The sequence below is a fragment of the Streptomyces sp. NPDC090499 genome, from assembly GCF_044769305.1.
Classification (GTDB): Bacteria; Actinomycetota; Actinomycetes; order Streptomycetales; family Streptomycetaceae; genus Streptomyces.
Genome location: NZ_JBIVXP010000001.1, coordinates 326,040 through 351,861, shown reverse-complemented (window position 1 = coordinate 351,861; position 25,822 = coordinate 326,040). Strand labels below are relative to the sequence as shown.

General features: G+C 72.5%; 29 protein-coding genes. 21 read left to right on the top strand and 8 right to left on the bottom strand.

Annotation, left to right across the window (positions count from 1 at the left end):
* Positions 1–128: 128 nt before the first annotated feature.
* Entirely contained in the window at positions 129–1,706 is a 1,578-nt protein-coding gene (locus ACIQVL_RS01625; RefSeq protein ID WP_403434962.1) for an oxidoreductase, read from the bottom strand.
* A gap of 248 nt (positions 1,707–1,954) precedes the next feature.
* Here ACIQVL_RS01625 and hisD point away from each other — a divergent pair, with 248 nt between their 5' ends.
* The 10 genes from hisD to ACIQVL_RS01575 all read left to right on the top strand — a co-directional run bounded on the left by hisD (position 1,955) and on the right by ACIQVL_RS01575 (position 9,637).
* Positions 1,955–3,280 (top strand): histidinol dehydrogenase, encoded by a 1,326-nt coding sequence (gene hisD / locus ACIQVL_RS01620; protein WP_403473981.1) that lies wholly within the window; start codon positions 1,955–1,957, stop codon positions 3,278–3,280.
* Positions 3,277–4,386: a histidinol-phosphate transaminase gene (locus ACIQVL_RS01615; RefSeq protein WP_403434965.1), complete on the top strand. Its 1,110-nt coding sequence runs from the start codon at positions 3,277–3,279 to the stop codon at positions 4,384–4,386. The genes hisD and ACIQVL_RS01615 overlap by 4 nt, the downstream gene beginning before the upstream one ends.
* The gene (hisB, locus tag ACIQVL_RS01610) at positions 4,383–4,976 is read left to right on the top strand and encodes an imidazoleglycerol-phosphate dehydratase HisB (RefSeq protein ID WP_028422551.1); all 594 of its coding nucleotides are present in this window, start codon (positions 4,383–4,385) and stop codon (positions 4,974–4,976) included. Before ACIQVL_RS01615 ends, hisB begins: the two co-directional genes overlap by 4 nt.
* A gap of 3 nt (positions 4,977–4,979) precedes the next feature.
* The gene (locus ACIQVL_RS01605) at positions 4,980–5,144 is read left to right on the top strand and encodes a hypothetical protein (protein ID WP_351704898.1); all 165 of its coding nucleotides are present in this window, start codon (positions 4,980–4,982) and stop codon (positions 5,142–5,144) included.
* Positions 5,141–5,785, top strand: coding sequence for an imidazole glycerol phosphate synthase subunit HisH (gene hisH / locus ACIQVL_RS01600; protein WP_403473979.1), 645 nt, complete (start codon positions 5,141–5,143; stop codon positions 5,783–5,785). Before ACIQVL_RS01605 ends, hisH begins: the two co-directional genes overlap by 4 nt.
* Positions 5,782–6,507, top strand: a complete 726-nt coding sequence (gene priA / locus ACIQVL_RS01595) for a bifunctional 1-(5-phosphoribosyl)-5-((5-phosphoribosylamino)methylideneamino)imidazole-4-carboxamide isomerase/phosphoribosylanthranilate isomerase PriA (RefSeq protein ID WP_403473978.1) — start codon at positions 5,782–5,784, stop codon at positions 6,505–6,507. Before hisH ends, priA begins: the two co-directional genes overlap by 4 nt.
* Positions 6,504–6,908 carry a RidA family protein gene (locus ACIQVL_RS01590; RefSeq protein WP_403434972.1) on the top strand — a complete coding sequence of 135 codons (405 nt, stop codon included), beginning with the start codon at positions 6,504–6,506 and terminating at the stop codon, positions 6,906–6,908. The genes priA and ACIQVL_RS01590 overlap by 4 nt, the downstream gene beginning before the upstream one ends.
* On the top strand, positions 6,905–7,660 hold the full coding sequence (gene hisF, locus ACIQVL_RS01585) for an imidazole glycerol phosphate synthase subunit HisF (protein ID WP_403434973.1): 756 nt from the start codon (positions 6,905–6,907) through the stop codon (positions 7,658–7,660). The genes ACIQVL_RS01590 and hisF overlap by 4 nt, the downstream gene beginning before the upstream one ends.
* A gap of 126 nt (positions 7,661–7,786) precedes the next feature.
* On the top strand, positions 7,787–8,377 hold the full coding sequence (locus ACIQVL_RS01580) for an ArsR/SmtB family transcription factor (protein WP_403434975.1): 591 nt from the start codon (positions 7,787–7,789) through the stop codon (positions 8,375–8,377).
* A gap of 15 nt (positions 8,378–8,392) precedes the next feature.
* The gene (locus tag ACIQVL_RS01575; protein ID WP_403434977.1) at positions 8,393–9,637 is read left to right on the top strand and encodes an MFS transporter; all 1,245 of its coding nucleotides are present in this window, start codon (positions 8,393–8,395) and stop codon (positions 9,635–9,637) included.
* Between the two features lie 6 nt (positions 9,638–9,643).
* Here ACIQVL_RS01575 and ACIQVL_RS01570 read toward each other — a convergent pair whose 3' ends face one another.
* Together ACIQVL_RS01570 and ACIQVL_RS01565 are read right to left on the bottom strand one after the other, a co-directional pair.
* Positions 9,644–10,042: a VOC family protein gene (locus tag ACIQVL_RS01570; RefSeq protein WP_403473976.1), complete on the bottom strand. Its 399-nt coding sequence runs from the start codon at positions 10,040–10,042 to the stop codon at positions 9,644–9,646.
* A 10-nt stretch (positions 10,043–10,052) separates the two neighbouring features.
* Positions 10,053–10,688 carry a TIGR03085 family metal-binding protein gene (locus ACIQVL_RS01565; protein ID WP_403434980.1) on the bottom strand — a complete coding sequence of 212 codons (636 nt, stop codon included), beginning with the start codon at positions 10,686–10,688 and terminating at the stop codon, positions 10,053–10,055.
* Positions 10,689–10,761: 73 nt separating this feature from the next.
* Between ACIQVL_RS01565 and hisI the strand changes: the two genes are divergently transcribed.
* From hisI to lgt, 11 genes are all read left to right on the top strand, one after another.
* Positions 10,762–11,202, top strand: a complete 441-nt coding sequence (hisI, locus tag ACIQVL_RS01560) for a phosphoribosyl-AMP cyclohydrolase (RefSeq protein ID WP_382725617.1) — start codon at positions 10,762–10,764, stop codon at positions 11,200–11,202.
* Positions 11,203–11,213: 11 nt separating this feature from the next.
* Positions 11,214–12,692 (top strand): anthranilate synthase component I, encoded by a 1,479-nt coding sequence (locus ACIQVL_RS01555; RefSeq protein ID WP_403473975.1) that lies wholly within the window; start codon positions 11,214–11,216, stop codon positions 12,690–12,692.
* Between the two features lie 72 nt (positions 12,693–12,764).
* The gene (locus tag ACIQVL_RS01550) at positions 12,765–13,409 is read left to right on the top strand and encodes a TIGR02234 family membrane protein (protein WP_403434984.1); all 645 of its coding nucleotides are present in this window, start codon (positions 12,765–12,767) and stop codon (positions 13,407–13,409) included.
* A gap of 262 nt (positions 13,410–13,671) precedes the next feature.
* Positions 13,672–13,941, top strand: a complete 270-nt coding sequence (locus ACIQVL_RS01545; protein WP_403434986.1) for an HGxxPAAW family protein — start codon at positions 13,672–13,674, stop codon at positions 13,939–13,941.
* Positions 13,942–14,017: 76 nt separating this feature from the next.
* A complete protein-coding gene (locus ACIQVL_RS01540) occupies positions 14,018–14,470 on the top strand; it encodes a DUF2752 domain-containing protein (protein WP_403434988.1) in 453 nt (150 codons plus the stop codon).
* 147 nt (positions 14,471–14,617) lie between these two features.
* On the top strand, positions 14,618–15,427 hold the full coding sequence (gene trpC, locus ACIQVL_RS01535) for an indole-3-glycerol phosphate synthase TrpC (protein ID WP_403434990.1): 810 nt from the start codon (positions 14,618–14,620) through the stop codon (positions 15,425–15,427).
* A 21-nt stretch (positions 15,428–15,448) separates the two neighbouring features.
* Complete coding sequence (gene trpM / locus ACIQVL_RS01530; protein WP_403434992.1) at positions 15,449–15,655, top strand: tryptophan biosynthesis modulator TrpM; 207 nt, start codon at positions 15,449–15,451, stop codon at positions 15,653–15,655.
* Positions 15,656–15,725: 70 nt separating this feature from the next.
* A complete protein-coding gene (gene trpB, locus ACIQVL_RS01525; protein WP_403434994.1) occupies positions 15,726–17,015 on the top strand; it encodes a tryptophan synthase subunit beta in 1,290 nt (429 codons plus the stop codon).
* On the top strand, positions 17,012–17,830 hold the full coding sequence (gene trpA, locus ACIQVL_RS01520; protein WP_403434996.1) for a tryptophan synthase subunit alpha: 819 nt from the start codon (positions 17,012–17,014) through the stop codon (positions 17,828–17,830). The genes trpB and trpA overlap by 4 nt, the downstream gene beginning before the upstream one ends.
* A gap of 101 nt (positions 17,831–17,931) precedes the next feature.
* Positions 17,932–18,708 carry a DsbA family protein gene (locus ACIQVL_RS01515; RefSeq protein WP_403473974.1) on the top strand — a complete coding sequence of 259 codons (777 nt, stop codon included), beginning with the start codon at positions 17,932–17,934 and terminating at the stop codon, positions 18,706–18,708.
* 92 nt (positions 18,709–18,800) lie between these two features.
* A complete protein-coding gene (gene lgt, locus ACIQVL_RS01510) occupies positions 18,801–19,811 on the top strand; it encodes a prolipoprotein diacylglyceryl transferase (RefSeq protein WP_403473973.1) in 1,011 nt (336 codons plus the stop codon).
* A gap of 407 nt (positions 19,812–20,218) precedes the next feature.
* On the opposite strand, the gene ACIQVL_RS01505 is transcribed toward lgt, so the two are convergent.
* Genes ACIQVL_RS01505 through ACIQVL_RS01485 form a run of 5 tightly spaced genes read right to left on the bottom strand, consistent with a single transcriptional unit; the run spans position 20,219 to position 25,821 of the window.
* Positions 20,219–21,040, bottom strand: a complete 822-nt coding sequence (locus ACIQVL_RS01505; protein WP_403435001.1) for an HpcH/HpaI aldolase/citrate lyase family protein — start codon at positions 21,038–21,040, stop codon at positions 20,219–20,221.
* Positions 21,037–22,242 (bottom strand): CaiB/BaiF CoA transferase family protein, encoded by a 1,206-nt coding sequence (locus ACIQVL_RS01500; RefSeq protein WP_403435003.1) that lies wholly within the window; start codon positions 22,240–22,242, stop codon positions 21,037–21,039. Before ACIQVL_RS01500 ends, ACIQVL_RS01505 begins: the two co-directional genes overlap by 4 nt.
* Complete coding sequence (gene rbsK / locus ACIQVL_RS01495; RefSeq protein WP_403435004.1) at positions 22,239–23,132, bottom strand: ribokinase; 894 nt, start codon at positions 23,130–23,132, stop codon at positions 22,239–22,241. The genes ACIQVL_RS01500 and rbsK overlap by 4 nt, the downstream gene beginning before the upstream one ends.
* Positions 23,129–24,658: an ADP-ribosylglycohydrolase family protein gene (locus ACIQVL_RS01490; protein WP_403435006.1), complete on the bottom strand. Its 1,530-nt coding sequence runs from the start codon at positions 24,656–24,658 to the stop codon at positions 23,129–23,131. The genes rbsK and ACIQVL_RS01490 overlap by 4 nt, the downstream gene beginning before the upstream one ends.
* Positions 24,646–25,821, bottom strand: a complete 1,176-nt coding sequence (locus ACIQVL_RS01485) for an ADP-ribosylglycohydrolase family protein (RefSeq protein WP_403435007.1) — start codon at positions 25,819–25,821, stop codon at positions 24,646–24,648. Before ACIQVL_RS01485 ends, ACIQVL_RS01490 begins: the two co-directional genes overlap by 13 nt.
* Between the last annotated feature and the right edge of the window lies 1 nt (position 25,822).

Genomic DNA, 25,822 nt, shown 5'->3' with positions numbered 1-25,822 from the left:
GTTGTATGGTCGCCGGTCAAGGAGAAGTAAAAGGTGACTGTTGCTCACCTGTTCGGTACCTGTCAGCGGCACAGCCTCCTCGGCTGCCCCGGAGGCATCAAGCCGTCACCTCTGCCTCGGCAGCCGCGTCACCCCCGCCTCAGCAGCCGCGTCGCCCCCGCCGCCACGGTCGTCGCCAGGATCCAGCCCAGCAGGATCATCACCGCCGCCGCCCACTGCCAGCCGCCGGTGAGCCGCCACTGGCCGACCTGGCCCAGGTCGATCACCGGCAGCAGCAGGTCCAGGACGAACAGCGCCGGATCCCAGGCCGGGTGGCCGCCCGAGTTCATCGGCGGATGCGGGGCGTGCGCGAACGCGAGTGTGCCCGCCGCCCACAGCACCGCCATCCACACCGCCGCCCGGCCCGGCCGGTAGCCGTAGGCCACCGTCAGGTCCTGCGCGAACCCCCAGAGCTTGGCGGCCGGCGGCAGCGTCTCGCGGCGCCGCCGCTGCTTGGCGAGCAGCACCTCGCGGGCGTCCTCGTCCTCGCCGGCGGCCCGCAGCACGGTCGCCAGGCGCTCGTACGGCTCCGGGTTGTACTCGGCGGTCGCAGCCGCCACCCAGTCCAGGCGCCGGGTCAGCGGGAACGGGCCCTGCGGCACCAGGTTCTCGTAGCCGAAGCCGCCCATGTGCAGCCGTCCGGGACCCGGCCAGCTGGTCGCCCGGTCCACCAGGTTGACGACCCGGGCGCCGGACAGCACCACCCGCCCGCGCTGCGGCTCCTCCCCGAGGAACCGCAGCTCCGGCGCCTGCACCCGGCGCAGCGACAGCTCCTGGTCGTCAGTGAAGGTCAGCCGAGCCCGCTCCAGGTCCACCGCGTCCCCGAACCGCCCGTCGTCGAGGCGGACCCCGCCCTGGCACTCGAACCGCTGGATCCGCGTCCCACGCGCCGGGGTCGTCCCGCTCTGCCAGGGGCCGCCCACCCCGGCCGGGGTCAGGTACAGGGTCCGGCCGACGGTCAGCTGCGGTGCGTTCAGCGCGAACCGGCCGTCGGGGTTGCGCAGCCGCGCCCCGCGCAGGCTCAGCGAGACGCCCACCTTGGCGCTGCGCAGGCTCAGCTCCCCGTGCGTCTCCAGGAGCTCCGCCTGCAGGTCCTGGCCGACGCTCATGCCGTCCGCCGCGATCGACCGCCCGCTGCGGTCCCGGTAGACCACCGCCTGGTTCAGCAGCAGGTCGGTGCCGATGTGCGCGTCGGTGAGCCGGACCCCGCCGAGGAAGCGGCAGCGCGGCAGGTGCAGGTCACCCTCCGTGTGCAGCCGGGCGGCCTCCAGGCGGGGCGCCGCGCAGTCCACGAACCGCGCGGTCGTGAAGTGTGCCTCCGGCAGCAGGATCTCGTCGTCGAACCGGCAGCCGCGCAGCTCCAGGTACGGCGTGACCGTGCCGCCCGCCAGGTCCAGCGGCCCGGTGATCCGGACGCCGGCCAGCTTCAGCGAGGCCACCCGGCCGTCGAGCGCCGGCGGCCCGTCGAGCAGCAGCCAGCACACGATCCGGGCCCGCACGGTCCGCTCGGGTCCCCACGGGTGGCCGCCGTGCGGATCGTCCACGTGCAGGTCGCCGCTGCTCAGGTCGTACACGCTGCCGTTGCGGAACGCCTGCCACATACCGGCCTCGGCCGCGGTCAGATCGTCCGGCAGATCCCCGTCCCGGACGCCGTCCCCCTGGGTCACGGCTTTTCCTTCTTCCTCAACTACTCGCGGGTCGTGTTCGGTACAACCGGTGATGCCCGGTGCGTGAGATCCCGAACACAGTTGGTAATGGTGATCTTCCGAGTTCCGGCCAGGCTATGTGCCGGCCGCCGCCCCGCGCCCCGTATCAAGCCACGGAGCGGCGGCCGGTGCGGTCGCCGGCTCACGTTCTGTATCAGCCATTGATACGCGCGGACGGGCTCCGAGTGCCGTCTGAGAGAATTGAGCCTGTGATCTCCCGAATCGATCTGCGCGGCGACGCCCTCCCCGAGGGCCTCGCGCTGCGCGACCTGCTGCCCCGAGCCGACTTCGACGTCTCGGCCGCCCTGGAGAAGGTGCGTCCGATCTGCGAGGCCGTGCATCATCGGGGCGACGCGGCGCTGATCGACTTCGCCGAGAAGTTCGACGGGGTCACGCTGGAGCAGGTCCGGGTCCCGGCCGAGGCCCTGGCCAAGGCGCTGGACGAGCTCGACCCGGCCGTGCGCGCGGCCCTGGAGGAGTCCATCCGGCGCGCCCGTCTCGTCCACCGCGAGCAGCGCCGTACGGCCCACACCACCCAGGTCGTGCCCGGCGGGTCCGTGACCGAGAAGTGGGTGCCCGTGGAGCGCGTCGGGCTCTATGCGCCCGGCGGCCGGTCGGTCTACCCGTCCTCCGTGATCATGAACGTGGTGCCCGCGCAGGAGGCCGGCGTCGGGTCCATCGCCCTCGCCTCCCCGGCGCAGGCCGAGTTCGAGGGCCTGCCGCACCCGACCATCCTCGCCGCCTGCGCCCTGCTCGGCGTCGACGAGGTGTACGCGGCCGGCGGCGCCACCGCCGTCGCGATGTTCGCGTACGGCACCGAGTCCTGCCCGCCCGCGAACATGGTCACCGGCCCCGGCAACATCTGGGTGGCCGCCGCCAAGCGCTACTTCACCGGCCGGATCGGCATCGACGCCGAGGCCGGACCGACCGAGATCGCCGTGCTCGCGGACGCCACCGCCGACCCGGTGCACGTCGCCGCCGACCTGATCAGCCAGGCCGAGCACGACCCGCTCGCGGCGGCGGTGCTGGTCACCGACTCCGTGGAGCTGGCGGACGCGGTGGAGAAGGAGCTGGAGCCGCAGGTCGCGGCCACCAGGCACATCGAGGACCGGATCGTCCCCGCCCTCAAGGGCCGCCAGTCCGCGATCGTCCTGGTCGACGGCGTCGACGAGGGCCTGCGGGTCGTCGACGCGTACGGCGCCGAGCACCTGGAGATCCAGACCGCCGACGCCGCCGCCGTGGCCGACCGGGTGAAGAACGCGGGCGCGATCTTCATCGGGCCCTGGGCGCCGGTCTCCCTCGGCGACTACGCCGCCGGGTCCAACCACGTGCTGCCCACCGGCGGCTGCGCCTGCCACTCCTCCGGCCTGTCCGTGCAGTCGTTCCTGCGCGGCATCCACATCGTCGACTACACGAAGGACGCGCTGGCCGACGTCGCGCACCACGTGGTCACGCTGGCGGAGGCGGAGGACCTGCCCGCGCACGGCGCGGCGATCAAGGCAAGGTTCGGATGGAAGGTACCGACGGGCAAGTGAGCTTCGGCATCGACGATCTCCCCGTACGGGACGAGCTGCGCGGCAAGTCCCCCTACGGCGCGCCCCAGTTGGACGTCCCCGTACGGCTGAACACGAACGAGAACCCCTACCCGCTGCCCGAACCGCTGGTCGAGCGGATCACCGAGCGGGTGCGCGAGGCCGCCCGGGACCTGAACCGCTACCCCGACCGGGACGCGGTCCAGCTCCGCACCGAGCTGGCCAGGTACCTGACGAAGACCGGCAACCACCCGCTCACCATCGAGAACGTGTGGGCGGCCAACGGCTCCAACGAGGTCATCCAGCAGCTGCTGCAGACCTTCGGCGGACCCGGCCGCAGCGCGATCGGCTTCGAGCCTTCGTACTCGATGCACTCGCTCATCTCGCGCGGCACCGGCACCCGCTGGATCTCCGGCCCCCGCAACGCGGACTTCACCCTCGACGTCGCTGCGGCCTCGGCGGCCATCGCCGAGCACCGGCCGGACGTCGTCTTCATCACCACCCCCAACAACCCCACCGGCAACGCGGTCCCGGCCGAGACGGTCCTCGCGCTCTACGAGGCCGCCCAGACCGCCAGGCCGTCCATGGTCGTGGTCGACGAGGCCTACATCGAGTTCAGCCACGGCGCCTCGCTGCTGCCGCTGCTCGAAGGTCGGCCGAATCTCGTCGTCTCCCGGACCATGTCGAAGGCCTTCGGCGCGGCCGGCCTGCGCCTCGGCTACCTGGCCGCGCACCCCGCGGTGGTCGACGCCGTACAGCTCGTACGGCTGCCCTACCACCTGTCGGCGATCACCCAGGCGACCGCGCTGGCCGCCCTGGAGCACACCGACACGCTGCTGAAGTATGTCGAGCAGCTGAAGGCCGAGCGGGACCGGCTGGTCGCCGAACTGCGGGCGGCGGGCCTCGAAGTCACCGAGTCCGACGCCAACTTCGTGCAGTTCGGGCGGTTCGCGGACCCGCACGCGGTGTGGCAGAAGATCCTCGACCGGGGAGTCCTCGTCCGGGACAACGGCGTGCCCGGCTTCCTGCGGGTGTCCGCCGGAACCCCCGAAGAGAACGACGCGTTCCTCGACGCGGTACGTGAAGTCAAGAAGGAGCTGGACGCATGACCCGCGTAGGGCGCGTGGAGCGCACCACCAAGGAGACCTCGGTCCTCGTCGAGATCGACCTCGACGGCACCGGCAAGACCGACATCGCCACCGGCGTCGGCTTCTACGACCACATGCTCGACCAGCTCGGCCGGCACGGTCTGTTCGACCTCACCGTGAAGACCGACGGCGACCTGCACATCGACTCGCACCACACCATCGAGGACACCGCCCTCGCCCTCGGCGCCGCCTTCAAGCAGGCCCTCGGCGACAAGGTCGGCATCTACCGCTTCGGCAACTGCACGGTCCCGCTGGACGAGTCCCTCGCCCAGGTCACCGTCGACCTGTCCGGCCGCCCGTACCTGGTGCACACCGAGCCGGAGAACATGGCGCCGATGATCGGCGAGTACGACACCACCATGACCCGGCACATCCTGGAGTCCTTCGTCGCCCAGGCGCAGGTCGCCCTGCACGTGCACGTACCGTACGGACGTAACGCGCACCACATCGTGGAGTGCCAGTTCAAGGCTCTCGCGAGGGCGCTGCGCTACGCCTCCGAGCGCGACCCGCGCGCGGCCGGCATCCTCCCCTCGACGAAGGGCGCGCTGTAAGCGATGAACAGCCTCTCGACCATACTGATCGTCGTCGGACTCTTCCTGGTCGGCGGAATCATCTCCTTCGTCAAGCAGAAGATGCCCACCAGCCTGATCGTGCTGCTCTCGATCAGCGCCGCCCTGTGCCTGGTGGCGGGCGTCATGAGGCTGGAGGTGTGGAATTGACCGCACCGTCGAAAAAGGTCGTCGTCTTCGACTACGGCTTCGGCAACGTCCGGTCCGCCGAGCGCGCCCTCGCCCGCACCGGCGCCGACGTCGAGATCACCCGTGACTTCGACAAGGCCATGAACGCGGACGGCCTGCTGGTGCCGGGTGTCGGCGCCTTCGCCGCCTGCATGGAGGGCCTGCGCGGGGCGCGCGGGGACTGGATCATCGACCGCCGGCTGTCCGGCGGACGGCCGGTGCTGGGCATCTGCGTCGGCATGCAGATCCTGTTCGCACGCGGCATCGAGCACGGTGTGGAGACCGAGGGCCTCGACGAGTGGCCCGGCTCGGTCGAGCCGCTGCAGGCCGAGATCGTGCCCCACATGGGCTGGAACACGGTCGAGGCCCCGGTCGGCTCCCAACTGTTCGCGGGCCTGGACAAGGACGCGCGCTTCTACTTCGTGCACTCCTACGCGGTCCACGACTGGACCCTGGAGACGACGAACCCGGCGATGCGCGCCCCCATCGTCACCTGGTCGACGCACGGCAAGCCGTTCGTGGCCGCCGTGGAGAACGGCGCCCTGTGGGCCACCCAGTTCCACCCCGAGAAGTCCGGCGACGCCGGCGCCCAGCTCCTCACCAACTGGATCGGAACACTGTGAGCACGCTCGAACTCCTCCCCGCCGTCGACGTCCGCGACGGCCAGGCCGTCCGCCTCGTGCACGGCGAGTCCGGGACCGAGACCTCCTACGGCTCCCCGCTGGAGGCCGCGCTCGCCTGGCAGGCGTCGGGCGCCGAGTGGCTGCACCTGGTCGACCTGGACGCGGCGTTCGGCACCGGCGACAACCGCGCGCTGGTCGCCGAGGTCACCGGGGCGATGGACATCAAGGTCGAGCTGTCCGGCGGCATCCGCGACGACGCCACCCTGGCCGCGGCCCTCGCCACCGGCTGCACCCGCGTGAACCTCGGCACGGCCGCCCTGGAGACCCCTCAGTGGGTCGCCAAGGTCATCGCCGAGCACGGCGACAGGATCGCGGTCGGCCTGGACGTGCGCGGTACGACCCTCCGGGGCCGCGGCTGGACCCGCGACGGCGGCGACCTCTACGAGACGCTCGCCCGTCTCGACCGGGAGGGCTGCGCCCGCTACGTCGTCACCGACATCGCCAAGGACGGCACCCTGCAGGGCCCGAACCTGGAGCTCCTGAAGAACGTGTGCGCGGCGACGGACCGGCCGGTCGTGGCCTCCGGCGGCGTGTCGTCGCTGGACGACCTCCGGGCCCTCGCCGACCTGGTACCCCTCGGTGTCGAGGGCGCCATCGTCGGAAAGGCCCTGTACGCCAAGGCGTTCACCTTGGAAGAAGCACTGGAGGCAGTGTCACCATGACGTCCGATGCCGTACGGCGCGTGCAGAGCGGAAGTCCCTGGGAGGAGAGCTTCGGTTTCGCCCGTGCCGTCGCGGCGGGCGACCGTGTGGTGGTGGGCGGTACGACGTCCTTCAAGGGCACCGTGCTGTACGGGGAGGGCGACCCGTACGAGCAGGCCCGGGTGGCCTTCGCCACCGCCCTGGAGGCGATCGCCGAGTTCGGCCTCGGACCGGAGTCGGTGATCCGCACCCGCCTGTTCCTCGCGCACGCGCGCGACATGGACGCGGTGGGACGCGCCCACAAGGAGGTCTTCGACCCGGTGCGCCCGGTGACCACGTTCGTCGTGGTGACCGGCTTCGTCGACCCGCGCATCCTGGTCGAGGCAGAGCTAGAGGCATACAGAGGAGCCGTGGATTCATGACCCTGGCGGTCCGAGTCATCCCCTGCCTGGACGTGGACAACGGCCGGGTCGTCAAGGGCGTGAACTTCCAGAACCTGCGCGACGCGGGCGACCCGGTCGAGATGGCCAAGGTGTACGACACGGAGGGCGCGGACGAGCTGACCTTCCTGGACATCACCGCGTCCTCCGGCAACCGGGAGACCACGTACGACGTGGTGCGCCGCACGGCCGAGCAGGTCTTCATCCCGCTGACGGTCGGCGGCGGCGTCCGTACCGCGGAGGACGTCGACAAGCTGCTGCGTGCGGGCGCCGACAAGGTGGGCGTCAACACGGCGGCCATCGCCCGCCCGGACCTGATCCGCGAGATCGCGGAACGCTTCGGCCGTCAGGTCCTGGTCCTCTCGGTCGACGCCCGCCGCACGGAGTCGGGCTCCTTCGAGGTCACCACCCACGGCGGCCGCCGCGGCACCGGCATCGACGCCGTCGAGTGGGCCCACCGGGCCGCCGAACTGGGCGCCGGGGAGATCCTGCTCAACTCGATGGACGCGGACGGGACGAAGGACGGCTACGACCTGGAGATGATCGCGGCGGTGCGCAAGCACGTGACCGTGCCGGTCATCGCCTCCGGCGGCGCGGGCCGGCTGGCCGACTTCCCGCCGGCGGTGGCAGCGGGCGCGGACGCGGTGCTCGCGGCCTCCGTCTTCCACTTCGGGGACCTGCGGATCGGCGAGGTCAAGGACACCTTGCGAGGTGCGGGTCACCCGGTGCGGTGACACCGCGTACCGAGCCCGAGCCCCGGTGTCCGTGACGGACGCCGGGGCTTTTCCTCGCACGGATACGAAAGGAAAGTTGCGCAAAATCCATTGCGCAACTTTTCTTTTGTATCTACGGTCGGTGACATGACGGACCGGCAGAGAGACCTCCGCATCACCGACATCGGCACCCTCAAGGCGCTGGCCCACCCACTGCGCATGAAGCTCTACCGGGGCCTGTGCGTGGCCGGCAGGGCGACGGCCTCGCAGCTCGCCGAGCAGGTGGACGAGGCCGTCTCACTGGTCAGCTACCACCTGCGCAAACTCGCCGAGCACGGCCTCATCGAAGCGGCCGAGCCGCAGCGCGCGGACGGCCGGGAGCGCTGGTGGCAGCCCGCCTCGGACGGCATCGCCATCCGGGACCGCGACTTCCGGGACGCACCGGAGAAGGCTGCCGCCCACCTCGCCGCCACCCGGCTCTTCCACGACCAGCGGGCCGACCTGTACCGCCGCTACCTCGACGAGCGCGCCACCTGGAGCGCCGAGTGGAACGCCGCCGCCCCCGACAGCGAGTCCCTGCTCCGCCTCACCGCCGCCGAACTGGACGAACTCCGCGAGGAACTGGTCGCGCTGGCCAGGAAGTACGACGAGAAGGGCCGGTCCGCCGAGGCCGCCGGCGACACCGAAGGGCGCGAGCACGTCGCGCTGCACGTGTACGGCTTCCCGTTCCGCCGCTGAGAAGGGCCCGCCTCCGTGACCGCGACCCTCGCAGCCCCGGCCACCGCCGCGCCGCGCCCCGCCCACCGCGACCCCAACGTCCTGCGCTGGCTCGGCGCCTACACCTCCTCCATGGTCGGCGACAGCGTCTACTACGTCGCCCTGTCCTGGGCCGCCGTCCAGGGCGGGTCACCCGCGCAGGCCGGGGCGGTGATGTCCGTCAGCGCCCTGCCCCGGGCCGTGCTGATGCTGTTCGGCGGGGTGATGGCCGACCGGTTCGGGCCCCGCCGGGTCGTCATAGGCTCCGACGCCGTCCGCTGCGCGGCCGTCCTCGCCGCGGCCGCGCTGCTCTTCCTGACCAGCCCCGGCCTGTGGCCGCTCGCGGCGCTCGCCCTGGTCTTCGGCATCGTCGACGCGGTGTTCATGCCCGCCGTGGGCGCCCTTCCCGTGCGCGTGACGAGCCGCGACCAGCTCGCCCGCGTGCAGGGCATGCGCGGTATCGCCATCCGCGTCGCGAGCATCCTCGGCGCCCCGCTCGGCGGCCTCGGCGTGGCCGCCGGCGGCGCCGCGGCCGCCTTCGGCCTCGCCGGGCTGCTCATCGCCGTGTCGGTACCCCTGCTGCTGACCCTGCGGGTGCGGGAACTCCCGGCCGGCGGCCGGGCCGCCGCGCCCACCCCCTGGCAGGATCTGCGGGCCGGCCTCGCCCACGTCCGCCGGCACCGGGTCCTGGCCCCGCTGATGCTGGCCATCGCCCTCGGCGACCTGGGCTTCGTGAGCCCCCTCAACGTCGGGCTGACCCTGCTCGCCGACCGGCGCGGCTGGGGTGCGGCAGGCGTGGGCTGGGTGCTCGCGGGGTTCGGCGCCGGTGCCGGGGCCGCCTCCCTGCTGCTGACCGTGCGGGGGCGGCTGCCGCGCGCGGGTCTGGCCGCCGGCGTCTCGATCCTCGCCGGGTCCGTCACGATCGGCGCCCTCGCCTTCGTGCCGGGCCTCGTCGACGCGGTCGGCGTCGCCCTGCTGATCGGTCTGCTCGCCGGGCTCAGCGGCGCCCTGTGCGCAGCCCTGCTGCAGACCCAGGCCGACCCCGCCTGCCTGGGCCGGGTCACCTCCGTCTCCAGCCTGGTCAGCCTCGGTCTCACCCCGCTGAGCATGCCGTTCACGGCCGCCGCGATCGGCGCCTTCGGGCTCGGCCCGGTCTACGTGGTCAGCGCCGCCGTCTGCGGACTCGGCGGGGTCGTCGCGCTGGCCGTACCGGGGCTGCGCCGGGCCGAACTGCCCCGCTGAGGGCGGTCAGCCCTTCGGCTGGGTCAGCTGGATCAGGTTGCCGACGGTGTCGTCCAGGACGGCGGCGATCACAGGGCCCTGGTCCTGCGGCTCGTGCGGGAAGCGGACGCCCAGGGTGCGCAGACGGTCGTACTCCGAACGGATGTCGTCGACGGCGAACACGATGGCCGGGAGGCCCGCCTCGTAGACGGCCTTGCGGTACGGGTCGGCGAGAGGGCCCTCGCCGGGCTCCAGCAGGAGCTGGAGGTCCGGCTGGGCGCCATGCGGGGCGCCGACCGTGACGAACAGGGTGCCGTCGCCCAGGTCCAGGCGGGTACGGGTCTCGAAGCCGAGGACGTCCGTGTAGAACGCGTGCGCCTTCGGCACGTCGTCCACGTACACGCTCGTCATCGCGACCCGGATCACCGCGGGCTCCTCAGATGCCCAGCTTCCTGGACTCGTTCAGCTTGGCGATCGCGTTCTCGTCGCCGGTCACCTCGACCTTCGCGGTGTTCTGCCGGCCGAACGCGAACATCAGCAGCTCGGAGGGCTCGCCGGTCACCGTCACCACGGGTGCGCCGCGATGGGCGACCGCCGTCTGGCCGTCCGGGCGGCGCAGCACCAGGCCCGTCGGCAGGCCCCGGCCGAGCAGCCGGGCGGTGCGCTCCAGCCGGGTCCACAGGGCCTCCTGGAAGACCGGGTCCAGCTCCCGCGGCGACCAGTCCGGCTGGGCCCGGCGGACGTCCTCGGTGTGCACGTAGAACTCGACGGTGTTGGCCGCCTCGTCCACCTGCTTGAGCTGGAACGGCGAGAACCGCGGCGGACCGGTCCGGATGAGCTGGATCAGCTCCTCGTACGGCTTCGCCGCGAACTCGGCCGTCACCTTCTCCAGGCGCGGCGCCAGCTGCTTGATCATCGTGCCGCCGGCCGCGTCCGGCCGGCGTTCGCGCACCACCACGTGCGCGGCCAGATCACGGGTCACCCAGCCCTCGCAGAGGGTCGGAGCCTCGGGACCGGCGGTCTCCAAGAGGTCGGCGAGCAGGAGCCGTTCACGCTTGGCGAAGGTCGACATACCGCCAGCCTACGGCCAGCCGCACCGTCCGGACAGTGGACACGGACCGTGACTGTCGGTGCCGCGCGGCACAATGGCACCCATGACCAGTACGACCGGTACGACGGGTACGCCCCCGTCCAGTGGCCTCGCCCCGGAGATCGCCGCCCGCCTCAAGCGCAGCGCCGACGGACTCCTCCCCGCCATCGCCCAGCAGTACGACACCGGCGAGGTGCTGATGCTCGGCTGGATGGACGACGAGGCGCTGCACCGGACCCTCACCACCGGCCGCTGCACCTACTGGTCGCGCAGCCGCCGGGAGTACTGGGTCAAGGGCGACACCTCCGGCCACTTCCAGTGGGTGAAGTCGGTCGCCCTCGACTGCGACGCCGACACCGTGCTGGTCAAGGTCGACCAGGTGGGCGCCGCCTGCCACACCGGCGACCGGACCTGCTTCGACGCCGACGTGCTCCTGAAGGACGCCGAGCACGGTCACGAGGCCGCCGATTCCGGCGTACCCGCCTCCGATCAGTAAGGTCTGCCGCCATGGACCTCGAGACCTTCCGCAAGCTCGCGACCGACCGGCGCGTCATCCCGGTCACCCGCAAGCTCCTCGTTGACGGCGACACCCCGGTCGCGCTCTACCGCAAGCTCGCCGCCGAGCGCCCCGGCACCTTCCTGCTGGAGTCCGCAGAGAACGGCCGCTCCTGGTCCCGGTACTCCTTCGTGGGGGTCCGCTCCGCCGCCACCCTCACCGCCCGCGACGGCCGGGCCCACTGGGTCGGCACCCCGCCCGTCGGCGTGCCCGTCGACGGCGACCCGCTGGCCGCCCTGCGCGCCACCATCGAGGCCCTGCACACCCCCCACGACCAGGAGCTGCCCCCCTTCACCGGCGGCATGGTCGGCTACCTCGGCTACGACATCGTGCGCCGCCTGGAGAAGATCGGCCCGGGGGAGCGCGACGACCTCCGACTCCCCGAGCTGACCATGCTCCTCACCAGCGACCTCGCCGTCATGGACCACTGGGAGGGCTCGGTCCTGCTGATCGCCAACGCGATCAACCACAACGACCTCGACACCGGTGTCGACGAGGCCCACGCGGACGCCGTGGCCCGCCTGGACGCCATGGAGGCCGACCTCTCCCGCCCGGTCGCCCAGCCGCCCGCCGTCCTGCCGCCCTCCGAGCTCCCCGAGTACACCGCCCTGTGGGGCGGCCCCGACTTCCAGGTGGCCGTCGAGGACATCAAGGAGCGCATCCGCGCGGGCGAGGCCTTCCAGGTCGTCCCCTCCCAGCGGTTCGAAACCCCGTGCACGGCGAGCGCACTGGACGTGTACCGGGTCCTGAGGGCCACCAACCCGTCGCCGTACATGTACCTCTTCCGCTTCGACGGCTTCGACGTCGTGGGCTCCAGCCCGGAGGCCCTCGTCAAGGTGGAGGACGGGCAGGCCATGGTGCATCCCATCGCCGGCACCCGGCCGCGCGGGGCCACCCCGCAGGAGGACCAGGCCCTCGCCGACGAGCTGATGGCCGACCCCAAGGAGCGTGCCGAGCACCTCATGCTCGTCGACCTCGGGCGCAACGACCTGGGGCGGGTCTGCGAGCCCGGCTCCGTCGAGGTCGTCGACTTCATGTCCGTCGAGCGGTACTCGCACGTCATGCACATCGTCTCGACGGTCACCGGAAAGGTCGCCGACGGCCGCACCGCCTTCGACGTCCTCACCGCCTGCTTCCCGGCCGGCACCCTCTCCGGCGCCCCCAAGCCCCGGGCGATGCAGATCATCGACGAGCTGGAGCCGTCGAGGCGGGGGCTGTACGGCGGCTGCGTCGGCTACCTCGACTTCGCGGGCGACTCCGACACCGCCATCGCCATCCGCACCGCTCTGCTCCGTGACGGCACGGCGTACGTCCAGGCCGGTGCCGGCATCGTCGCCGACTCCGACCCGGTCGCCGAGGACCAGGAGTGCCGCAACAAGGCGGCGGCGGTCCTGCGCGCGGTGCACACGGCCAACAGACTGGGCAAGTAGGCGCACGGACCGGGCAAGTGGGGCGCTTCTCACCCGACCCCGGGTGACCGTTCGCGCGGGGTTCAGGCGATAGTGGAGTACGTGACTGCTGTTCCTCACCCCACTTCCGAAGCCGGTGAACCCGCCCGGTCCGGCCGCCGCAGCCTTGCCGTCGCGCTGCTCTTCGGCGCGCTCGGCGCGGCCGTTGCCCTGCTGTCCACCCGGCAGCGCTGGGCGGCGGGCACCGCGACGGTGGCAGGCGGCAACTTCCCGCTGACCGCCAAGGGCAGCGACGTCACGGGCGTCCCCGCGGCCCTCGCCATAGTGGGCCTCGCCGCGCTCGTCGCCGTCTTCGCCGTCCGCAAGGCCGGCCGTTTCCTGGTCTCCGGCCTCCTCGCGCTCTCCGGCGCCGGCATCGCCGCCGCGGCCCTGCTCGGCGCGGCCGACGGCTCCGCGCTCGACGAGAAGGCCGCCGAGGCCAGCGGGGACACCTCCGCCACGGTCGACGCGCTCAGCCACACCGGCTGGCCGTACGTCGCCGCGGCCGGCGGTGCGCTCATCCTGGTCGCCGGACTGCTGGCGCTGCGCTACGGGCGGCTGTGGCCCGCCATGTCCGGGCGCTACGAGCGCGGTACGGGGGCGGAGCGGCCGCGGCGGGCGCCGAAGCCGGTCGATCCCGACCGGCCCGAGGACATCTGGAAGGCGCTCGACCGGGGCGAGGATCCCACCAGCGCGTGACGCTTCGCCGGGGGCGCCGTGACAGGCCGTTCGTCGGCTGCGGCGCCGTGGGGGCCGGTCGCGCAGTTCCTCCCCCAGCCTTCGGCCGGGGGTGCCCCCAGCGCCCCTTACGGGGCGCTTCAGCTACGGGGCGCTACGGCCGGCGGGGGTTTCAGTCGATGTGGCGAATCAGACGCCACCCCCGCGTCCCGCACCGGTGCTCGTACGGGACAATGGAGGACGAGCGTCCGGAAGGACACGTACGAGCAACGAGGAGCAAGTCATGGCGGGCAGCAGCCACGGTCACACCCCGGCCGCCTGGACCGGCGTCACCATCGCCTTCATCGGTTTCTGCGTCGCGGGCGCGTTCATGGTGATGGCCCAGCCGCTCGGCTTCTGGGCCGGCATGGTGATCGTGGTCCTCGGCGGTGTCGTCGGCTTGATCATGCGCTCCATGGGTCTCGGCCAGCCGAAGCAGACCAACGGTGGCGCCCTGATGATGTCGCACTCCGCCCCGGCCGTCACCCGCGAGCCGGTCGCCGCCGAGGGCTGACCGACCAGAGCTTTCCCGAGAGGGGCGCCCGGATCCGGGCGCCCCTCTCGCGCGTGTGCCGACCGTACGGGGCACAATGCGAGGCGTGAACGCCGACAGTCACAGTGCAGCAGTCGCCCCGCCGGTGACGCCCTCCCTACGGGGCCGGCTGGCCGTGCCCGTCTCCGTACTGGGCGCCGTCGTCGGGGCCTTCGCCTACGTCGGCACCGTCGACCCCAACCAGCCCGGCCACTACCCGGTCTGCCCGCTCTACCGGCTCACCGGCCTGTACTGCCCCGGCTGCGGCGGCCTGCGCAGCGCGCACGCCTTCGTCCACGGCGACTTCCTGGCGGCGCTGCGGGACAACGCGGCGGGCGTCCTCGCCTATCTGGCCTTCGCCGTGGTGTGGACCGTCTGGGTGGTACGCGCGGCGCGCGGCCGGCCCGCCCGGATCGAGCTCAGGCCGGTGCAGATGTGGAGCCTGGGCGTGCTGCTACTGGTCTTCACCGTTGTCCGGAACCTGCCCCTCGGTGGCTGGTTGCATCCTTGATCAACCGGTGGGTGTCCAGGTACTGGGACCGGCGTCAACCGGATGTGAGGCCTACCCCGTCCTCCGGATACCATCGCAGTGACCATGAGTTTTCGGCCCATGGGTTTTTGACCGCCTGGAAGAACCGTCCGGAAGGGGGCCGCTCTCGTGAGTGTGCTCGACGAGATCATCGACGGCGTCCGTGCCGACCTCGCGGAACGGCAGGCGCGCGTCAGCCTCGACGAGCTCAAGGAGCGCGCGGCGAAGGCGCCGGCCGCCAAGGACGGCGTGGCCGCGCTGCGCGGTGAGGGCGTCAAGGTCATCTGTGAGGTGAAGCGCTCCAGCCCGTCCAAGGGCGCACTGGCCGCGATCGCCGACCCGGCGGGGCTCGCCGCGGACTACGAGGCGGGCGGTGCGGCCGTCATCTCGGTCCTGACCGAGCAGCGCCGCTTCGGCGGCTCGCTGGCCGACCTGGAGGCCGTCCGGGCCCGGGTGGACATCCCGGTGCTGCGCAAGGACTTCATCGTCACGTCGTACCAGCTGTGGGAGGCCCGCGCGTACGGCGCCGACCTCGCGCTGCTGATCGTCGCCGCCCTCGACCAGCCGGCCCTGGAGTCGCTGATCGAGCGCGCCGAGTCCATCGGCCTCACCCCGCTCGTCGAGGTCCACGACGAGGACGAGGTCGAGCGCGCGGTGGACGCCGGCGCCAAGGTGATCGGTGTCAACGCGCGCAACCTGAAGACCCTGGAGGTCGACCGCTCCACCTTCGAGCGGGTCGCCCCCGAGGTCCCCGCCCACGTCGTCAAGGTCGCCGAGTCCGGCGTCCGCGGCCCGCACGACCTGATCGCGTACGCCAACGCGGGCGCCGACGCGGTCCTGGTCGGCGAGTCCCTGGTCACGGGCCGCGACCCCAAGTCGGCGGTGGCCGACCTGGTGGCGGCGGGCGAACACCCGGCACTCCGGCACGGCCGCCCCTGATCACCCACTAGGCTGAACCCGATGACTCTCACCGTGACGACCGTGGACCGGTACGCCCGCCTCGCGCGCGGCTGCCGCCCCAGGGGCTGCCGAGCCCCCGCGAGGCGTGTCCACGGCCGTCGGGTGCGATACGTCATCGGTGACGAACCCGGGCAGGTCAACGGACGTCGATGGCAGCGCGCCCCAAAGGGGCGCGGGGAACTGCGCGACCGGCCGCACGCGGTCTGAGGTCGTACGACGGACTCCGCCCCCACGGCGAATAGTGTCTTTTCACACGCACTCACCGTGAGGTTTCCGCATGCCCAGCGACTACTTCTTCCCTGACCCAGAAGGCCAGGTGCCCTCCACCGAGGGCTACTTCGGCGCCTTCGGCGGCAAGTTCATCCCGGAGGCCCTCGTCGCCGCCGTGGACGAGGTCGCCGTCGAGTACGACAAGGCCAAGCACGACCCCGAGTTCGCCCGCGAACTCGACGACCTCCTGGTCAACTACACCGGCCGCCCCAGCTCCCTCACCGAGGTCCCCCGCTTCGCCGAACACGCGGGTGGCGCCCGGATCTTCCTCAAGCGCGAGGACCTGAACCACACCGGCTCGCACAAGATCAACAACGTGCTCGGCCAGGCCCTGCTCACCAAGCGCATGGGCAAGACCCGGGTGATCGCGGAGACCGGCGCCGGCCAGCACGGCGTGGCGACGGCCACCGCCTGCGCGCTGTTCGGCCTCGACTGCACCGTCTACATGGGCGAGATCGACACCCAGCGGCAGGCCCTCAACGTGGCCCGTATGCGCATGCTCGGCGCCGAGGTCATCGCCGTGAAGTCCGGCAGCCGCACCCTCAAGGACGCCATCAACGAGGCGTTCCGCGACTGGGTGGCCAACGTCGACCACACCCACTACCTCTTCGGCACGGTCGCGGGCCCGCACCCCTTCCCGGCGATGGTCCGCGACTTCCACCGGGTCATCGGCGTCGAGGCCCGCCGCCAGCTCCTGGAGCGGGCCGGGCGGCTCCCCGACGCGGCGGTCGCCTGCGTCGGCGGCGGCTCCAACGCCATCGGCCTCTTCCACGCCTTCATCCCCGACGCGGGCGTCCGCCTCATCGGCTGCGAGCCGGCAGGCCACGGCATCGAGACCGGCGAGCACGCGGCCACCCTCACCGCCGGCGAGCCCGGCATCCTGCACGGCTCCCGGTCCTACGTCCTCCAGGACGACGAGGGCCAGATCACCGAGCCGTACTCGATCTCGGCCGGTCTGGACTACCCCGGCATCGGCCCCGAGCACTCCTACCTCAAGGACTCCGGCCGCGGCGAGTACCGCGCGGTCACCGACGACGCGGCCATGCAGGCCCTGCGCCTGCTCTCCCGCACCGAGGGCATCATCCCGGCCATCGAGAGCGCCCACGCCCTCGCCGGCGCCCTGGACGTCGGCAAGGAGCTCGGCAAGGACGGGCTGATCGTCGTCAACCTGTCCGGCCGCGGCGACAAGGACATGGACACCGCCGCGCGCTACTTCGGCCTGTACGACAGCGAGGCCGACGCCGTGGTCGAGGCCGACGCCGCCGACACCGCCGAGATCGAGGGGGACGCCAAGTGAGCGGGAACATTCAGCTGCTGACCGACACCCTCGCGGGTGCCAAGGGCGAGGGCCGCGCCGCGCTCATCGCCTACCTCCCGGCCGGCTTCCCGACCGTGGACGGCGGCATCGAGGCGATCAGGGCCGCCCTGGACGGCGGCGCGGACGTCGTCGAGGTCGGGCTGCCGCACAGCGACCCGGTCCTGGACGGCCCCGTCATCCAGACCGCCGACGACATCGCCCTGCGCGGCGGCGTCAGGATCGCGGACGTCATGCGCACGGTCAGGGAGGCCCACGAGGCCACCGGCAAGCCGATCCTCGTCATGACGTACTGGAACCCCATCGACCGCTACGGCGTCGAACGCTTCACCGCGGAGCTGGCCGAGGCCGGCGGCGCGGGCTGCATTCTGCCCGACCTGCCGGTGCAGGAGTCGGCCCTGTGGCGGGAGCACGCCGAGAAGCACGGCCTCGCGACGGTCTTCGTCGTGGCGCCGAGCAGCAAGGACGAGCGGCTCGCGACGATCACGGCGGCGGGCAGCGGGTTCGTCTACGCGGCCTCGCTGATGGGCGTCACCGGTACGCGTGAATCGGTCGGGGCGCAGGCCCAGGACCTGGTCGAACGCACCCGGGCCACCGGCACCGGGCTGCCCGTCTGCGTCGGCCTCGGCGTCTCCAACGCGGCCCAGGCCGCCGAGGTCGCCGGCTTCGCCGACGGCGTGATCGTCGGTTCGGCCTTCGTGAAGCGGATGCTGGACGCGCCGGACCACGCGGCCGGCATCGCGGCCGTCCGCGAACTCGCCGGGGACCTGGCGAAGGGCGTGCGCGGACAGGCGTAGGCCGTCCGGGAACTCCCGGCATAACAGAACATTCGGTCACTCGAACGGGTGGACCTGGGACCGGGGAGGCGCGCTGCGCCTCCCCGGTTCGTTCTGGGGGTGTGAGCGAGAAGAATCGTGACGGAAAGCGGATGGCCCGTGAGCGGCTGGCGGCCGAGCGCGAGAAGCAGCGGGCCTCGGACAAGCGACGGCGCGCGCTGATCGTGGGCGCGAGCGTCGTCTGCGTCCTGGGCCTGGCGGCGGTGATCGGCGTGATCGCCGCGAACGCGGGCAAGGACAAGGGCAGCGCGAGCTCCGGCCCGGTCGTGGCGCCCTCCGGCGCGCAGGGCAAGGACAGCCTCGCGATCCCGGTCGGCAAGGACGGCGCCAAGGCGACGCTCACCGTCTGGGAGGACTTCCGCTGCCCGGCCTGCCAGGCCTTCGAGACCGCGTACCGCCCGACGCTCCACGAGCTGGTCGACGCCGGTCAGCTCAGGATCGAGTACCACCTGGTCACGCTGATCGACGGCAACCTCGGCGGCAGCGGCTCCCGGAACGCGGCCAACGCGGCGGCCTGCGCCCAGGACGCCGGGAAGTTCCGTGACTTCCACGACGTGCTGTACGAGAACCAGCCGAAGGAGACCGACGACGCGTTCGCGAGCAACGACAAGCTGATCGAGCTCGCCGGCAAGGTCCAGGGGCTGAACACGCCGGCGTTCCAGAAGTGTGTCAAGGACGGCACGCACAACTCCTGGGTGGTCAAGTCCAACCAGGCCTTCCAGGCCGCCAAGTTCGACGGCACGCCGACCGTCCTGCTCGACGGCAAGAACATCTACCAGGACCAGACGATGACCCTGGCCAAGCTGAAGCAGCTGGTCGAGGAAGCGAACAAGCAGTAAGGGGGAGCAAGCGATTCTCACGCCCCCGTTATGGAGCCGTAGCCGGGCTGGTTGCCGTCGGCCCGGTCCGGCACGGTAGCGTCGACCCTGCCATGGAAGAACTTGCCTACATTCCCAGCCCGTCGCGCGGAGTGATCCACCTCGGACCCATCCCGCTGCGCGGCTACGCGTTCTGCATCATCATCGGTGTCTTCGTAGCCGTCTGGCTCGGCAACAAGCGCTGGATCGCCCGGGGCGGGCGGGCCGGCACCGTGGCCGACATCGCGGTCTGGGCCGTACCGTTCGGCCTGGTCGGCGGGCGCCTCTACCACGTGATCACGGACTACGAGCTGTACTTCAGCGCGGGCCGTGACTGGGTCGACGCGTTCAAGGTCTGGCAGGGCGGCCTCGGCATCTGGGGCGCGATCGCGCTCGGTGCGGTGGGCGCGTGGATCGGCTGCCGACGGCGGGGCATCCCGTTGCCCGCCTACGCCGACGCCATCGCCCCCGGCATCGCCTTCGCCCAGGCGATCGGACGCTGGGGCAACTGGTTCAACCAGGAGCTCTACGGCCGCGAGACCCACCTTCCGTGGGCCCTGCACATCACGTCCTCCGAGGGCGGCCGCGTTCCCGGCTACTACCACCCGACCTTCCTCTACGAGTCGCTGTGGTGCATCGGCGTCGGCTTCCTGGTCATCTGGGCCGACCGCCGCTTCAAGCTCGGGCACGGGCGGGCGTTCGCCCTGTACGTCGCGGCGTACTGCGTGGGCCGCGGCTGGATCGAGTACATGCGCGTCGACGACGCCCACCACATCCTCGGCCTGCGGCTCAACGACTGGACCGCGATGATCGTGTTCCTGCTCGCGGTGCTGTACATGGTGGTCTCGGCGAAGAAGCGGCCGGGCCGCGAGGCGGTGGTCGAGCCGGGCGTCCCCGACGGTGAGGCCGACGGCACCGGTGAGGCCGGCGAGGCCGCGGAGTCCGCTGAGGCGAAGGAGGCGGAGCCCTCCGGCGACGACGCCGAAGCCGGCGACGAGGCCGAAGCCGACGCCGACGATGACGCCGACGATGAGGTGAAGGCCGAGGCCAAGGACGAGGCCGGGTCGGGGACCAAGAAGAGCTGACCTGTCTGCCGTACGACGAAGAGGGCGCCCGGGATCGAACCGGGCGCCCTCTTCGTGTCTGCGCCGGAGGGTGCGGCAGGTCTGGCACCGCCGGACGGCGCCGCGGGGGTGCTCGCCGTCGCGGCGGAAAGAAACCATCGGCGGAGGGAAATCACCGGCGGTGAGAAATCACCGGCGGTGAGAATCCACCGGCGCAGGGAAGTTCCCGCCGGGGGAGGTTGTCGGTCGGGCGGAGTTGTCGGTGGAAGAAGACCGCCGCCGGAGGGAAGTTGCCGCCGGAGGGAAGTTGCCGCCGGAGGGAAGTTGCCGCCGGGGGGAAGTTGTCGGTGGAGGGAAACCGTCGGCGGGGGGAAGGTCCCGGCGTGGGAAGTCGGCGGCGGAGGGGCGGTGTCGGTGGGGGGAAGGGGTCAGCGGCGGTTCAGTAGGGACAGGGTTCTGCGGGCTGCGGCCACTACCGCTGCGTCGATGAAGCTGCCGTCGGGGAGGGCCTGGGCGCCCTGTTCCGTGGTGGCGGCCTTGATGACCGTTTCGGCCTGTTCGAGTTCGGCCTCGGTGGGGAGGTAGGCCCGTTCGATGATCGGGAGCTGCCGGGGGTGGATCGCGGCGCGGCCCAGGAAGCCCAGGGCGCGCCCGTGGGCGCAGGACGCGGCGAGGCCGTTGAGGTCACGGGTGTCGGGGTGGACCGACTGGGGCGGTGGGGCGAGGCCCGCCGCCCGCGCGGCGACCACGATCCGGGAACGGGACCAGTCGAGGCCGATGTCGTCCCGTACCCCCAGGTCGGCCCGTAGGTCCGCCTCGCCCAGGGAGATGCCCCGCAGGGCGGGGTGGGCGGCGGCGATGGCGTAGGCGTGTTCGATGCCCAGGGCCGATTCCAGGAGGGCGTAGAGGGGGAGAGCGGAGGTCCGGGACGCGAGGCGGCGGATGTCCTCGGGGCTCGTGACCTTCGGGAGGCGGAGCCCGGCGAGGCCGGGGAGGGCGAGGAGGGCCTCGGTGTCGGGCTGTGCCCAGGGGGTGTCCAGGGCGTTGATCCGGACGTGGACCGGGACCGGCTGGGGGTGGGCGAGGAGCTCGGCGGTTGCGGTACGGGCGTAGTCCTTGCGGTCGGGGGCGACCGCGTCCTCCAGGTCGATCACCACCACGTCGGTTCCGGAGGCCAGCGCCTTGGCGACCACGTGCGGCCGGTCGCCGGGGACGTACAGCCAGGTCAGGGGGAACGGCATGGAGGTCATACGGCGCCCTCCTCGCGCAGGGCCCGTACCTGGGCCGGGGTCAGGCCCAGTTCGGCGAGGATCTCCTCCGTGTCGGCGCCGTGCGGGCGGCCGGTCCAGCGGATCGCGCCGGGGGTGGCCGAGAGCCGGAAGAGGACGTTCTGCATGCGCAGGGGGCCCAGGTCGGGGTCGGGGACGGTGGTGATCGTGTTCAGCGCCTGGTACTGGGGGTCCTCCATGACGTCCCGTACGTCCTGGATCGGCGCCACCGCCGCCTCCGCCTTCTCGAACTCGGCCAGCACCTCGGCGCGGGAGCGGGTGGCGACCCAGCCGCCGACGGCCGCGTCGAGGACGTCGGCGTGCGCGGCCCGGCCGGCCCCGGTCGCGAACCACGGCTCGTCGATCAGCTCCGGGCGCCCGACCAGGCCCATCACGCGTTCGGCGATCGACTGGGCCGAGGTGGACACCGCGACCCAGCTGCCGTCCGCCGTGCGGTAGGTGTTGCGCGGGGCGTTGTTGGCGGACCGGTTGCCGGTGCGTGCCTGGACGTAGCCGAGCTGGTCGTACCAGGTGGGCTGGGGGCCGAGGACGGCCAGGATCGGCTCGATGATCGCCATGTCGACGACCTGGCCCTCGCCGGTGCGGTCCCGGGCCGCGAGCGCGGTCATCACCGCGTACGCGGTGGCCAGAGCGGCGATGGAGTCGGCGAGCCCGAACGGGGGCAGCGTGGGCGGGGCGTCCGGTTCGCCGGTGATCGCCGCGAAGCCGCTCATCGCCTCGGCGAGGGTGCCGAAGCCGGGGCGGCGGGCGTAGGGGCCGAACTGGCCGAAGGCGGTGACCCGGGCCAGGACCAGGCGCGGGTTGGCGGCGGACAGCTCCTCCCAGCCGAGATCCCACTTCTCCAGGGTGCCGGGGCGGAAGTTCTCGATGATCACGTCGGCGGTGGCGGCCAGCCGGAGCAGCGTGTCACGGCCGCCGGGCTTGGACAGGTCGAGGGTGAGGGTGCGCTTGTTGCGGCCGAGCAGCTTCCACCACAGTCCGACGCCTCGCTTGGCCGGGCCGTGGCCCCGGGAGGGGTCGGGCTTGGCGGGGTGCTCGACCTTGACGACCTCGGCGCCGAAGTCACCGAGCAGGGTGGCGGCGAGGGGACCGGCGAAGAGGGTGGCCAGATCGAGGACGCGCAGACCGGTGAGGGGCGGGGCCGCCTCGGGTGCCGTACTCATGCGGTGTACTGGGTTTCGATCTCCGGGCGGTACGGCATCGACTCCGTCGCTCCTTCCCGCTGGACGGAGATCGCCGCCGCGGCCGCCGCCCAGGACAGGGCCTCACGGATCGGTTTCTCCTCGGCCAGGGCCACCGCGAGGGCGCCGACGAAGGTGTCGCCCGCGCCTGTCGAGTCGACGGCGGTCACCCGGGGCGCGGGGACGACGAGGGGCGCGGCGTCACGGGTGAGGTAGAGGCTGCCGGCCGCGCCGAGCGTGACGACGACCTGCGGTACCCGGTCGAGGAGCGCGGCCGCCGCGTCGCGCGGGTCGCCGCGGTCGGTGAGGGTGGCCGCCTCCCGCTCGTTGGGCACGAGGAGGTCGATGCTGTGGAGGAGCTCGTACGGCAGCGGGCGGGCGGGGGACGGGGTGAGGATGGTCCGGACGCCGTGCCGGCGGGCGGCCTGCGCGCCGGCCACCACCGCTGCGAGGGGGATCTCCAGCTGCAGGAGGAGGGTGTCGGCGGAGGCGATGACGCCCTCGTCGCCGGGGGCGAGATGGTCGACGGTGCCGTTCGCGCCGGGGATCACGACGATCGCGTTGCCGCCCTCGTCGTCCACCACGATGTGCGCGGTGCCGGACGGCCCCTCGATCGTGCGCAGCGAGTCCGTGTCCACGCCGGAGTGTTCGAGGGTCTCGCGCAGCCGGACGCCGTAGACGTCGTGGCCGACCGCGCCGATCATCGAGACGGTGGCGCCGGCGCGGGCGGCGGCGATCGCCTGGTTGGCGCCCTTGCCGCCGGGGATCGTGCGGAACGCCCGTCCCGTCACGGTCTCGCCGAGCTGTGGTGCCTTCTCGGCGTACGCGACGAGGTCCATGTTCATGCTGCCGAGTACGGCGATGTGGGTCATGAGCGGGTCGCCTCCAGGTGGGTGAGGTGGGCGAGGGTGTCGAAGCCGGTGCCGTCGAAGCCGGCGACGGAGGTGGCGAGTCGGTTCTTGAGCGGGGTCGTCCAGCGGTCGGGCAGCGCGTCGGGGTCACGGGCGAGCAGACCGGCGACGGACCCCGCCGTCGCGCCGTTCGAGTCGGTGTCCCAGCCGCCGCTCACCGCGCGGCAGACGGAGCCGGTGAAGTCGCCGTCGGCGTGGGTGAGGGCGGCGGCGATCAGGGCGGTGTTGGGAATGGCGTGCACCCAGTGGTGGGTGGGGGAATGGACGGCGTGGAGTTCGTCGACGACGGTGTCGAAGTCGTCGTGTTCCCCGGCGAGCCGGATCGCGTGGTCGACGGCGCGGGCGAGGCGTGAGTGGGGTGGGATCACGGACCGGCCGGTGCGCAGACAGGTGTGGACGTCGTGGCCGCCGGTGGCGGCGGTGGCGATGACGGCCGCGGTGAACATCGCCGCGTAGACGCCGTTGGCCGTGTGGGTGAGGGTGGCGTCCCGGTGGGCCTGTTCGGCCGCGGCGGCCGGGTCGCCGGGGTTGGTCCAGCCGTGCGCGTCGGCGCGGATGAGGGCGCCGATCCACTCGCGGAAGGGGTTGCGGTGGCGGGCGGTGTGCGGGGGTTCGACGCCGGTGAGGAGGTTGCGGTAGGCGACGCGTTCGGCGGTGAAGGTGCGGCCGGCGGGGAGTTCGTCGAGCCAGAGGGCGGCGACGTCGGCCGTGGTGAAGGTCCTGGAGCGGCGTTGGAGCAGGAGGAGGTTGAGCAGGGGGTAGTTGAGGTCGTCGTCCTCGGGCATGCCGTCGATGTTCTCGGCGAGGGAGGTGGGGGCCGAGCGGCGGTTCCAGGGGTGGGCGGAGAGGAGTCCGGCGGGGACGCCGTGGGCCGTGAAGTACTGGTTCAGGGGCCAGTTGCCGGTGGCGCGGGCGAGTTCGCGGATGGCGTGCAGGGGGAGCTTCTCGACGGGTTTGCCGAGCAGACAGCCGACGGCTCGGCCCAGCCAGGCGGCGTGGTAGGCGCGGGGGTGCGGAGGCCGGGGGGCGGGGACGGTCACCGGCGCCTGCCGGGTGCCTCCCCGTGCCGCCCCAGCGGCACGACCGCCCGCGGCCGAGGTGGAAAGATGCGGCGGCTGCAGCACCCCGTCAAGGGCGCGGGGAACTGCGTGATCGGCCACGTCGCGGCCGCAGTCGCACGACGGCCCGCACCGCCCTCCCGGGTGGGCGCTCGGCCACTGCGGACACAGCGCCTTGATCCCGGCCAGATCCGTCGGCTCGTTCAACCGACTCGGCAGGTCGGCGAGTTCGTCGAGCAGATCCTCCGCCAGCTGGCGCAGGTACCGGGACGCCCGGTCCGGCGACGCGCCCGCCCGGTCCGGCGCGTCCGCGCCCCCCGCCGCCCGCCAGCGCGCCGCGATCGCCGACGGCTCTCGCCCGTCCTGCCGGGCCTGGCGCAGCTCGTGGCCCAGCAGGTCCTCCGGCTGGACCCAGGTCAGTCGGAGCAACTCGGACCTCCGAGGCGGGCGATGGACTCCTCGTGGGCGCGGCGGCGCTCGACGTCGCGGGCGAAGACCTCCCGGACCACCGCGGCCAGGACACGAGGGGGTTCCCAGAGGTCGAGACGGCTGGCCTCGGCGACCCGCTTCGACCACTCCTCCGGGACCGGCGACCCCAGCGCCCCGGTGATCGCGCCCGCCATCGTCGCGATGGAGTCGCAGTCCCGGCCGTAGTTGACGGAACCGAGGACGGCGTGCCGGTGGTCGCCGTCGGCCACCAGCAACATGCCCAGGGCGACCGGGAGTTCCTCGATGGAGTGCAGGCGGGAGGGGCGGCGGGCGCCGAGGGAGGGGGACCGGTAGTCGGGGCCCACCGTGTCGTAGGGGGCGACCGCCGCGCGCAGCGGAACCAGCGCCGACTCGAAGTCGGAGTGGTGTGCCGCCGTTTCACAGACGCGTTCGATCGCCTCGCGGGTGCCGTCCTTCGCCACGGACAGGCAGACGCCGACCACGGAGTCCGGTGTCGCGCCGGGTCCGGCCGCCGCCGCCACCGCCGCCGCGAAGACGCCCGCCGCCTCCCTGCCGTACGACGACTGGTGGGCGCCCGCGATGTCCAGGGCCTCGGCGTACGCCGCCTGCGGGTTCGCCGCGTTGACCAGGCCGACCGGGGCCATGTACATCGCCGCACCGCAGTTGACGATGTTGCCGACGCCGGCCTCGCGGGGGTCGGCGTGGCCGTAGTGGAGGCGGGTCGCGAGCCACTTCTCCGCGAGGAAGATCCGGTGCAGGGGGATGGTCTCCGACTCCAGCTCCGGGATCCAGCGGGGGTTGGTCATCAGGTCGGGGACCAGGTGGTCGGCGATGGCGTACGCGTCGAGGTGGTCGCGGACGCGGTCGTACACCCGTACCAGCGCGTGGGTCATCAAGGTGTCGTCGGTGACGTGCCCGTCGCCCTTGTGGTACGGCGCGATGGGGCGGGCGGTGCGCCAGGCGTCGCCGTTCCAGGGGCCGACGATGCCGTGCACGCGGCCGCCGTGGCGTTCGAGGATCTGGTCGGGGGAGTAGCCCTCGACCGGACCGCCGAGGGCGTCGCCGACGGCGGCCCCGACCAGTGCTCCGGTGATCCGGTCGTCGAGCGAAGCTCCGGTGCTTTCTTCTCCTTTGGGCGTCATG

Coding starts and splice junctions, on each gene's coding strand:
- ACIQVL_RS01540 (WP_403434988.1), top strand. CDS start 14,018: ATGCGAGGCGTGAACGCCGACAGTCACAGTGCAGCAGTCGCCCCGCCG.
- lgt (WP_403473973.1), top strand. CDS start 18,801: ATGGAAGAACTTGCCTACATTCCCAGCCCGTCGCGCGGAGTGATCCAC.
- trpM (WP_403434992.1), top strand. CDS start 15,449: ATGACTCTCACCGTGACGACCGTGGACCGGTACGCCCGCCTCGCGCGC.
- trpB (WP_403434994.1), top strand. CDS start 15,726: ATGCCCAGCGACTACTTCTTCCCTGACCCAGAAGGCCAGGTGCCCTCC.
- hisI (WP_382725617.1), top strand. CDS start 10,762: ATGGCACCCATGACCAGTACGACCGGTACGACGGGTACGCCCCCGTCC.
- hisB (WP_028422551.1), top strand. CDS start 4,383: ATGACCCGCGTAGGGCGCGTGGAGCGCACCACCAAGGAGACCTCGGTC.
- hisF (WP_403434973.1), top strand. CDS start 6,905: ATGACCCTGGCGGTCCGAGTCATCCCCTGCCTGGACGTGGACAACGGC.
- ACIQVL_RS01555 (WP_403473975.1), top strand. CDS start 11,214: ATGGACCTCGAGACCTTCCGCAAGCTCGCGACCGACCGGCGCGTCATC.
- ACIQVL_RS01505 (WP_403435001.1), bottom strand. CDS start 21,040: ATGACCTCCATGCCGTTCCCCCTGACCTGGCTGTACGTCCCCGGCGAC.
- ACIQVL_RS01500 (WP_403435003.1), bottom strand. CDS start 22,242: ATGAGTACGGCACCCGAGGCGGCCCCGCCCCTCACCGGTCTGCGCGTC.
- rbsK (WP_403435004.1), bottom strand. CDS start 23,132: ATGACCCACATCGCCGTACTCGGCAGCATGAACATGGACCTCGTCGCG.
- ACIQVL_RS01485 (WP_403435007.1), bottom strand. CDS start 25,821: ATGACGCCCAAAGGAGAAGAAAGCACCGGAGCTTCGCTCGACGACCGG.
- ACIQVL_RS01590 (WP_403434972.1), top strand. CDS start 6,504: ATGACGTCCGATGCCGTACGGCGCGTGCAGAGCGGAAGTCCCTGGGAG.
- ACIQVL_RS01605 (WP_351704898.1), top strand. CDS start 4,980: ATGAACAGCCTCTCGACCATACTGATCGTCGTCGGACTCTTCCTGGTC.
- ACIQVL_RS01565 (WP_403434980.1), bottom strand. CDS start 10,688: ATGTCGACCTTCGCCAAGCGTGAACGGCTCCTGCTCGCCGACCTCTTG.
- ACIQVL_RS01580 (WP_403434975.1), top strand. CDS start 7,787: ATGACGGACCGGCAGAGAGACCTCCGCATCACCGACATCGGCACCCTC.
- ACIQVL_RS01545 (WP_403434986.1), top strand. CDS start 13,672: ATGGCGGGCAGCAGCCACGGTCACACCCCGGCCGCCTGGACCGGCGTC.